This window comes from Kitasatospora sp. MBT63 (assembly GCF_000710465.2).
Classification (GTDB): Bacteria; Actinomycetota; Actinomycetes; order Streptomycetales; family Streptomycetaceae; genus Kitasatospora.
Genome location: NZ_JAIZ01000432.1, coordinates 1 through 7,919, shown reverse-complemented (window position 1 = coordinate 7,919; position 7,919 = coordinate 1). Strand labels below are relative to the sequence as shown.

Sequence of the window (7,919 nt, the reverse complement as noted above, 5' to 3'; positions counted from 1 at the left end):
GCGGGTGCGGCCGAGGTGGCGCCGGCGGCGTTCGGGGAGCCGTGCTTCGGACCGGCCACCTGCACCGCCGTGGCGACCCCGCCCCCGACGACGGCGACGGCGAGGACGCCCGCCACGGTCAGCCTGACCTGCTTGCGCCGCCGCAGTTCACGCTCGTGACGCTCCGCCAGCCCCTGCCAGTCGGGCTCCGGCACTCCGGTCACCAGTGGTTCGCCGCTGTGGGCCGATTCCATCCCCCGTGCATCCGTCATAGGCCGACATCCTAGAACACCCGTCCGCCTGACCTGCGCCGGTGCTTGGCGGGCCGGGTGGGGATCCGGTGCGGATCGGGAGCGGTCCACCTCTGGACAGCCGGGCCGCCGTGCCCCACGCTTCACATCCATGACCTCACCCACCGGGCCCCGGACCGCGATCCGCGACGACCTGCTCCGCGCGGTCGACGAGGTGGCCGCGGAGACGGCCGCCCTGCTGCTCGGCTGCGACGACCCGGATCTGCCGATCCCCGGGGCCGAGTGGACGGTCGGCCAGGCGGCGGCCCACCTGGCGCTGGCCAACGAGCTGATGGCCGCGCTGGCCACGGGCGCCGAACGCCCGTACGGCGACGGCACCCCGGGCAGCCTGGCCGCCGCCAACGAGGCCTCCCTCGCCGCCTACCCCGAACGCGACCCGGCCGCCCTGGCCGACGCCATCGTCCGCCACGCCCGGGCCTTCACCGACGCCGCCGGCCCGCGCGCCGCCACCGAACCGGTCCTCACCCCGCTGGGCCCGATGGACCTCGGCACCCTCGGCTCGTACCTGCTGACCCACATGCTCGGGCACGCGTACGACATCGCCGTCGCCCTGCGGCGGCCGCACCCGATCGACCGTCACCGCGTCGCGCTGACCGTGCCGTTCCTGCGCACCGCCATGCCCAGGGTGGTGAACGACCGGGCGGCGGCGGGCCACAGTGCCTGTTACGACCTGCGGGTACGCGGCGGCGGCGGGTTCGCGGTCACCTTCACCGACGGGGTGGCGGTGGTCACCGACGGTCCGCCGCCGCGGGCCGACTGCACGATCCTGGCCGACCCGGTGGCGTTCTTCCTGCTCGCCCTCGGCCGGGTCGGCCCGGTCGCCGTCCTGCTCCGCGGCAAGATCCTCGCCTGGGGCCGCCGCCCGTGGCTCGCCCCTGGCTTCCCGGGCCTCTTCACGGCGCCCTGAGGCATCGGCACCCGGGGCCGGCCGGGTCGCGGTGCTCCGGCACTCGGCCGTCCGGGGACCCGCACCGCTCCGCAGCGGCCAACGCCACTCGCGGGGGCTACCCCCGCAGCAGGCCGCCCCCCTGCCGGACCGCGTCCACCAGGCCGGCGACCAGCTCCGCCCGCTCGGCCATGCGGTCGATCAGCAGGTACTCGTGGTCGGCGTGGGCGCCGCCGCCCACCGCGCCGAGCCCGTCGAGGGTCGGCACCCCCAGGGCGGCGGTGAAGTTGCCGTCACTGCCGCCGCCGACCGCCCGGCCCTCGATGCCGGGGAGCAGCCGCGCCGCCACCGCGAACAGCCCGGCCGAGGCGGACGCCGGCATCGGGGGCCGGCCGACCGATCCTTCGACGGTGATCTCGGCCCGGTCGAGGTGCGGGGCCAGGGCGGCGAAGGCGGACTCGATCCGTTCCTGCTCGGCGGCCGACTCGACCCGGACGTCGACGACCACGGTCGCCGCCGCCGGGACGACGTTGTCCAGCGTGCCGGCGGACGCGACGGTCGGGGTGACGGTCGTGCCGAGGTCGGGCCGGCCGAGTGCGGCGACGGCCAGGACCTGGTGGGCCGCTTCGACCAGGGCGTTGACCCCGGCCTCGGGTTCCAGCCCGGCGTGCGACGCCCGGCCCGTGACGGTGATCGTGAAGGTGCCGCAGCCCTTGCGGGCGGTCTTCAGCCCGCCGCCGTCGGCGGCCCCCTCGACCACGAGGACGGCTCCGCAGGCGAGGGCCCGTTCCTCGATGAGGGGCCGGGAGGTGGCGGAGCCGACCTCCTCGTCGGCGGTCACCAGGATCTCGACGCCGGTCCGGTCCGCCAGGGCCGCGACGCCGTGGACGGCCTGCACCAGGCCGCCGAGCATGTCGAAGACGCCGGGCCCGGTCGCCCGCCCGTCCGCCACCGTGAACGGGCGCCGCTGCAGGGTGCCGAGCGGGAAGACCGTGTCGTGGTGGCCGAGGATCAGGACCCGGGGTTCGCCACCGCCGGACCAGTGGACGTGGGACCCGGCCCCGCTGTCGATCAGCCGGGCGCGTCCGCCGAGGCGGGATTCCAGGACGGCGGCGACCGTCTTCGCCGACACCGCCAGGGCCTCGAGGTCGCGCGAGGGGGACTCGACGCCGACCAGGGTCCGCAGGTCCTCGATCATCGCGTCCACGCTCACCGGGCGGGTCCTGGGCATCGTCATGGCGACAGCCTAGCCAGCCCCCACCCCTCGATGATCTTGCGCAGCGCGGAGGGGACCGGTCAGACGGGGCCGGCCGCGCGGGTCAGCCCGAGGTCGTACGCGAAGATCACGGCCTGCACCCGGTCGCGGGCACCGACCTTGGCGAGGACCCGGCCGACGTGGGTCTTGACGGTGGACTCGGCGAGCACCAGCCGCTGCGCGATCTCGCCGTTGGTCCAGCCCTGGGCGACGGCGACCAGGATCTCGCGTTCCCGCTCGGTGAGGGCGGCCAGCCGCGGGTCACCGGACGGGCCCTCGCCCGGCCCGCGGACCGGGAGGTGGTGGGCGTACGCGTCGAGCAGCCGGCGGGTCAGCCCGGGGGCGATCACCGCATCGCCGGAGGCCACCGCGCGGATCCCGGCCAGCAGCTCCTCCGGCAGCGCGTCCTTCAGCAGGAAGCCGCTGGCCCCGGCCCGCAGTGCCGCGTGCGCGTACTCGTCCATGTCGAAGGTGGTCAGCACCAGGACCCGCGAGCGGCCGCCGGCGGCGACGATCCGGCGGGTCGCCTCGATGCCGTCCATGCCGGGCATCCGGACGTCCATCAGCACCACGTCCGGGCTGAGTTCGGCGGCCCGCCGGACCGCCTCGGCGCCGTGGGCGGCCTCCCCGACCACGGAGGTCCCGGCGGTGCTCTCCAGCAGCATCCGGAAGCCGAATCGCTGGAGCGGCTGGTCGTCGACGATGAGCACGGTGGTCACGTGGCGCGGCTTTCCGGGGCTGGGGGCGGGTTGAGGTTCAGGACGGCCTCGACGGTCCAGCCGCCGCCCGGGGCCGGTCCGGCGGTGACCGTCCCGTCGAACAGGGCGGCGCGCTCGCTTATCCCGGACAGCCCCTGGCCGCCGTCGCCGGGCGGCACGGCCCGCGGGCCGTCGGCCCGCTGTCCGCTGTCCTGGACCCGGATGCGGACCACCGCCTCGTCGACCGTCAGGTGGACCTCGGCGCTGGTCCGGGGTCCGGCGTGCTTGAGGGTGTTGGTGAGCGCTTCCTGGACGATACGGTAGACGGTCAGCTGGGCGGCCGGGTCCAGCGACTCGGGGGCGCCCACCGTCCGGTACAGCACCCGCGGCCCGGCGGACCGGATCCGCTCGCACAGGTCCTCGAGGTCGGCGACGCCGGGCTGCGGCCGCAGCCCGGGACCGTCCTGGCGGTCCCGCAGAACGCCCAGCATCCGGCGCATCTCCCCGAGCGCCTGCCGGCCCGTCCCGGCGATCAGTTCCAGGGCCTGCCGGCCGCGCTGCGGGTTGGCCTCCGCGGCGTGCGCCCCGCCGTCGGCGAGACCGATGATGACCGACAGGTTGTGGCCGATGATGTCGTGCATCTCGCGGGCGACCCGGGCCCGTTCGGCGGCGGCGGCCAGCTCGGTGCGCTGGTCGCGTTCGATCTCCAGCCGGATCGCGCGTTCGCGCAGCGCCGCCAGGTGGGCCCGGCGGATCCGCAGCACCAGCCCGGTGGCGACGGACGCGGTGGCGGCGCTGACCAGGAAGAACAGCGCGTCGCCGAAGAACACCGCGGTCGAGACCCGGAAGGCGACCACGCCGAGGGCCGCGGCCATCACGGCGCACGCCCAGGGCAGGTGCCGCAGCCTGCCGTGCACGGCCAGGCTGTACAGGGCGATCAGCAGCGCCACGTCCGCACGCAGCCACACCATGACCGTCCACTGCACGATGAAGACGGCCGCCACGACGCCGAAGGTGGCGGACGGCGCCCGGCGGCGCCACCACAGCGGGACCACCAGCGCGGCCTGCAGCACCAGGGTCCCGGCGGGCGGCAGGCGGGTGGCGTGGATCCGCATCCCGCGCGGCCCGCCGGAGTGCACCAGGTCCGGGATGCAGAACAGCACGGACACCGCGATCACCACCGCGGTGTCCAGCAGCCACGGACGGTCCGCGTCGAGCAGGCGCAGCCGCTGCCCGGCGCGGGCCGCGTGGGCGACCAGCGGGTGCCCGCCGAGCGCGTCCAGGCCGGCCGGCGGGAGGCCCACCGCGGGCGGGTACACCCGTGGCGGCGGTGGGGGCGCTCCCGTCCGGGGGGTGTCGTCGATGGTCACAGCGGTCGTCCGTCCGTCGGGGGCGGGACCGGTGGCCGGCGGCCTCGGGTCGGCCGCCGGCCACCGGTCCCTCGCCCGGGCAGTGTCTCAGGCCTCGGAGGCTCGGGTGTCGGAGGCTCGGGCGTCGGGGGGCTCAGGCGTCGGTGCGTCCGAGCCGCCAGGCGGCGCCGGCCAGGGCCAGCGCGGTCCAGCCGAGGAACACCAGCAGGCCGGTGCCGGGCGTCAGGGTGTTCGCGACGTGGTGCAGGGTGAACATCGACTCGCCCGCGTTGCTGGGCAGGTACCGCCCGATGTGGTCCTGCCACGCCGTGGGCAGCAGGCTCACCAGGCCGGGGATCAGCATCAGCGAGGCCACCAGTACGGAGATCCCGCCCGCGACCGAGCGCAGCAGCGCGCCCAGCGCCGTCCCGATCACGCCCACCAGCCCGAGGTACAGCCCGGCGCCGAGCAGACTGCGCACCACGCCCGGGTCGGAGATGGTCAGCGCCGCCGGGGTGCCGGTGACGATCCGGCTGCCGATCAGGAAGGCGGTGAAGGCGCCGGCGGTGCCGACGGTGAGTGCGACCAGGCCGTAGACGACGGCCTTGGACCACAGCACCGGCAGCCGCTTGGGGACCGCGGCCAGGGTGGAGCGGATCATCCCGGTGGAGTACTCCCCGGCGGTGACCAGGACGCCGAGGACGCCGAGGGCGAGCTGCCCGAAGTTGGTGCCGAACAGGGAGAGCCGGACGGCGCTGGCCGCGGCGAAGTCGTGGTCCATCCGGCCGCCGGAGGTGATCCGGGACTTGTACTGGGCCGAGGCGATCAGGCCGAACGCCACCACGAACAGCAGGGCCAGGCCCAGCGTGATCCAGGTGGAGCGCAGCGACCAGAGCTTGGCCCACTCCGCGCGCAGGACGCGGCGGCCGGTCACCCGGTAGGCCGGGCGGGGGCGGCCTTCGGCGGCCGGCCCTGAGGTCTGGATCGGGGCGATGGTGGTCATGCCGCCCTCCCGGGGGTGTCGGGGCCGGTGGTGGTGAGCGGGCCGCTGGTGGTGGCCGGGTCGGCGCCGGCGAGCGGGTCGGTGGTGCCGGTGAGGCCGGGGCCGGTGGTGCCGTGGTACTCGACCGCGTCCCTGGTCAGCTCCATGAACGCCTCCTCCAGGGAGACCTGCCGGGAGCTCAGCTCGAACAGCGCGATGCCGTGCTCGGCGGCCTTGAGGCCGATCTCGCGCGCGGTGACGCCGGTGACCAGCAGCTCCTCGGAGCCGCTGCGGCCGGTGATCCCCACGCCCGGGGCGGCCAGCAGCTCCCGCAGCCGGCCGGGGTCGGAGCTGGCGACCTTCACGGTGTCGCCGCCGGACTGGCGGACCAGCTCCTCGACGGTGGTGTCGGCCAGCAGCCGCCCGCGGCCGACCACGATCAGGTGGTCGGCGACCAGCGCCATCTCGCTCATCAGGTGGGAGGAGACGAAGACCGTCCGGCCTTCGGCGGCCAGACCGACCAGCAGGTTGCGGATCCACCGCACGCCTTCGGGGTCGAGGCCGTTGACGGGCTCGTCCAGCATGATCGTGGCGGGGTCGCCGAGCAGGGCGGCCGCGATGCCGAGCCGCTGGCCCATGCCGAGCGAGAAGGCCCCGGCGCGCTTCCTGGCCACCGACTGCAGGCCGGTCAGCTCGATCACCTCGTCGACCCGGCGGCGCGGGATGCCGTGGGTGTGGGCCTGGGCCATCAGGTGGTTGAACGCGGTGCGGCCGGGGTGGATGGACTTGGCCTCCAGCAGGGCGCCGACCTCCTGCAAGGGGGCGCTGTGCTGGGCGTAGCGGCGGCCGTTGACGCTGACCGAGCCGTCGGTGGGCGCGTCCAGGCCGACGATCATCCGCATCGTGGTGGACTTGCCCGCGCCGTTGGGGCCCAGGAATCCCGTCACGGAGCCCGGCTTGACGGTGAAGTCCAGCCGGTCGACCGCCGTCTTCTCCCCGTACCGCTTGGTCAGCTGGTGCGCTTCGATCATCGGTTCTTCCCTCACGCTCGGGCACCGGTCGCCCCGGATCGCCTCGCTGCCCACGCTAGGCGCGACCTGGCCCGCAACCGTGGTACCCAGGGCGGGAAGGGACCCGGACGGGTGGTACCGCGGTACTACCGGCGCAGTCGGCCCGGCCGGGGAGGCGGGCCGGCCGACGGGCCGGTCAGCTGCCCGGGGGCGCCTCGTCGAGGTGGTGGAAGCCGGGGCGGGGGTGCATCAGGAAGTCGTGGTGCGAGATGTTCCAGGCGTAGGCGCCGGCCATCGCGAACAGCACCCGGTCGCCGGCCCGCAGGCCCGGGGCGGGGGCGCGGTGCGCGAGGACGTCCTTGGGGGTGCACAGCTGGCCGGCGAGGGTGGCGCGGCCGGTGCGGGCGGCGGGGCGCGGCCACGGGTGCGGCCAGTGCTCGACCGGCAGCACCTCGAACGGCTGGTCGTGGCCGCGGGTGGCCGGGGTGCGCAGGTGGTGGGTGCCGCCGCGGACGACGGCGAAGTCCTCGCCGTGGCTGTGCTTCACGTCCAGCACCTGGGTGGCGTACCAGCCGCAGTAGGCGGTCAGGGCGCGGCCGGGTTCGATCCGCAGGGTGAGGCCGGGGTGGCGGTCGAGCAGTTTCGCCAGCCCGGTGCCGAAGGCGGTCCAGTCGAAGCGGGCGCCGGGGTCGGCGTAGTCGACGGCCATGCCGCCGCCGACGTTGACCTCGTCCAGGGCGAGGCCGTGCCGCCGGGCCAGGCCGGCCGACCAGTCGACGATGTGCCCGGCCAGGGCGGTCTGCCGGTCCGCGGAGAGGCCGCTGGCCAGGTGGGCGTGGATGCCGCGCAGCCGGATCCGCCGCCCGAGCGGACCGGCGAGCAGCCGGACGCAGTGCTCGACCCGGTCGGGGTCGAGTCCGAACGGGGTCGGCCGGCCGCCCATCGTCAGGGCGACGGAGTCCAGTGCACCCGGGTCGAGCGGCAGGTTGGCCCGCAGCAGGACGTCGGCCCCGGCGTCGGGGTGGTCGGCGAGCGCGTCGGCCAGCAGGTGCAGTTCCTGTTCGCTCTCCAGGTGCCAGCGGTGCACCCCGGACCGGACGGCTGCGGCGATCTCGGCGGGTGTCTTGCCGGGGCCGCCGAAGGCCAGCCGCGCGCCGGGCACCACGGCCGCGACGTGCGCCGCCTCGCCGCCGCTGGCGACCTCGTAGCCGTCCACGGCGCCGCGCAGCGCGGCCAGGACGGGTGGTTCGGGGTTGGCCTTCGCCGCGTAGTACAGCTCGACCCGGGCGGGGAGGGCGGCCCGGACGGCGGCGGCGTGGGCGCGCAGCGCCGCCAGGTCGTACAGGTACGCGGGGAGGTCGTCGGGGGTCAGTGCGGCGGCGAGGCGGCGGACGGGGGCGGTGGCCGTCATCGGGTGCTCCGGGCGGGGGTGCGGGTGGGGTGGCGGTC

7 protein-coding genes and 1 pseudogene are annotated in these 7,919 nt (G+C 75.9%); 1 reads left to right on the top strand and 7 read right to left on the bottom strand.

What is annotated here, in order from left to right; translation table 11 throughout:
• Positions 1–251, bottom strand: a pseudogene (locus AA75_RS23945) (hypothetical protein); the annotation flags it as partial.
• A gap of 130 nt (positions 252–381) precedes the next feature.
• Here AA75_RS23945 and AA75_RS23940 point away from each other — a divergent pair.
• A complete protein-coding gene (locus AA75_RS23940) occupies positions 382–1,197 on the top strand; it encodes a maleylpyruvate isomerase family mycothiol-dependent enzyme (RefSeq protein ID WP_033822268.1) in 816 nt (271 codons plus the stop codon).
• 97 nt (positions 1,198–1,294) lie between these two features.
• Here AA75_RS23940 and AA75_RS23935 read toward each other — a convergent pair whose 3' ends face one another.
• The 6 genes from AA75_RS23935 to AA75_RS23910 all read right to left on the bottom strand — a co-directional run bounded on the left by AA75_RS23935 (position 1,295) and on the right by AA75_RS23910 (position 7,881).
• Positions 1,295–2,413 carry a M20 family metallopeptidase gene (locus tag AA75_RS23935; protein ID WP_033822267.1) on the bottom strand — a complete coding sequence of 373 codons (1,119 nt, stop codon included), beginning with the start codon at positions 2,411–2,413 and terminating at the stop codon, positions 1,295–1,297.
• A 59-nt stretch (positions 2,414–2,472) separates the two neighbouring features.
• Positions 2,473–3,150 carry a response regulator transcription factor gene (locus tag AA75_RS23930; RefSeq protein ID WP_033822266.1) on the bottom strand — a complete coding sequence of 226 codons (678 nt, stop codon included), beginning with the start codon at positions 3,148–3,150 and terminating at the stop codon, positions 2,473–2,475.
• A complete protein-coding gene (locus AA75_RS23925; RefSeq protein ID WP_233289161.1) occupies positions 3,147–4,433 on the bottom strand; it encodes a sensor histidine kinase in 1,287 nt (428 codons plus the stop codon). Before AA75_RS23925 ends, AA75_RS23930 begins: the two co-directional genes overlap by 4 nt.
• 199 nt (positions 4,434–4,632) lie before the next feature.
• Positions 4,633–5,481 (bottom strand): ABC transporter permease, encoded by an 849-nt coding sequence (locus tag AA75_RS23920; protein ID WP_033822265.1) that lies wholly within the window; start codon positions 5,479–5,481, stop codon positions 4,633–4,635.
• Positions 5,478–6,491 carry an ATP-binding cassette domain-containing protein gene (locus AA75_RS23915; protein WP_082526776.1) on the bottom strand — a complete coding sequence of 338 codons (1,014 nt, stop codon included), beginning with the start codon at positions 6,489–6,491 and terminating at the stop codon, positions 5,478–5,480. Before AA75_RS23915 ends, AA75_RS23920 begins: the two co-directional genes overlap by 4 nt.
• Before the next feature lie 175 nt (positions 6,492–6,666).
• Positions 6,667–7,881 (bottom strand): type III PLP-dependent enzyme, encoded by a 1,215-nt coding sequence (locus AA75_RS23910; RefSeq protein WP_033822264.1) that lies wholly within the window; start codon positions 7,879–7,881, stop codon positions 6,667–6,669.
• Positions 7,882–7,919 lie beyond the last annotated feature (38 nt).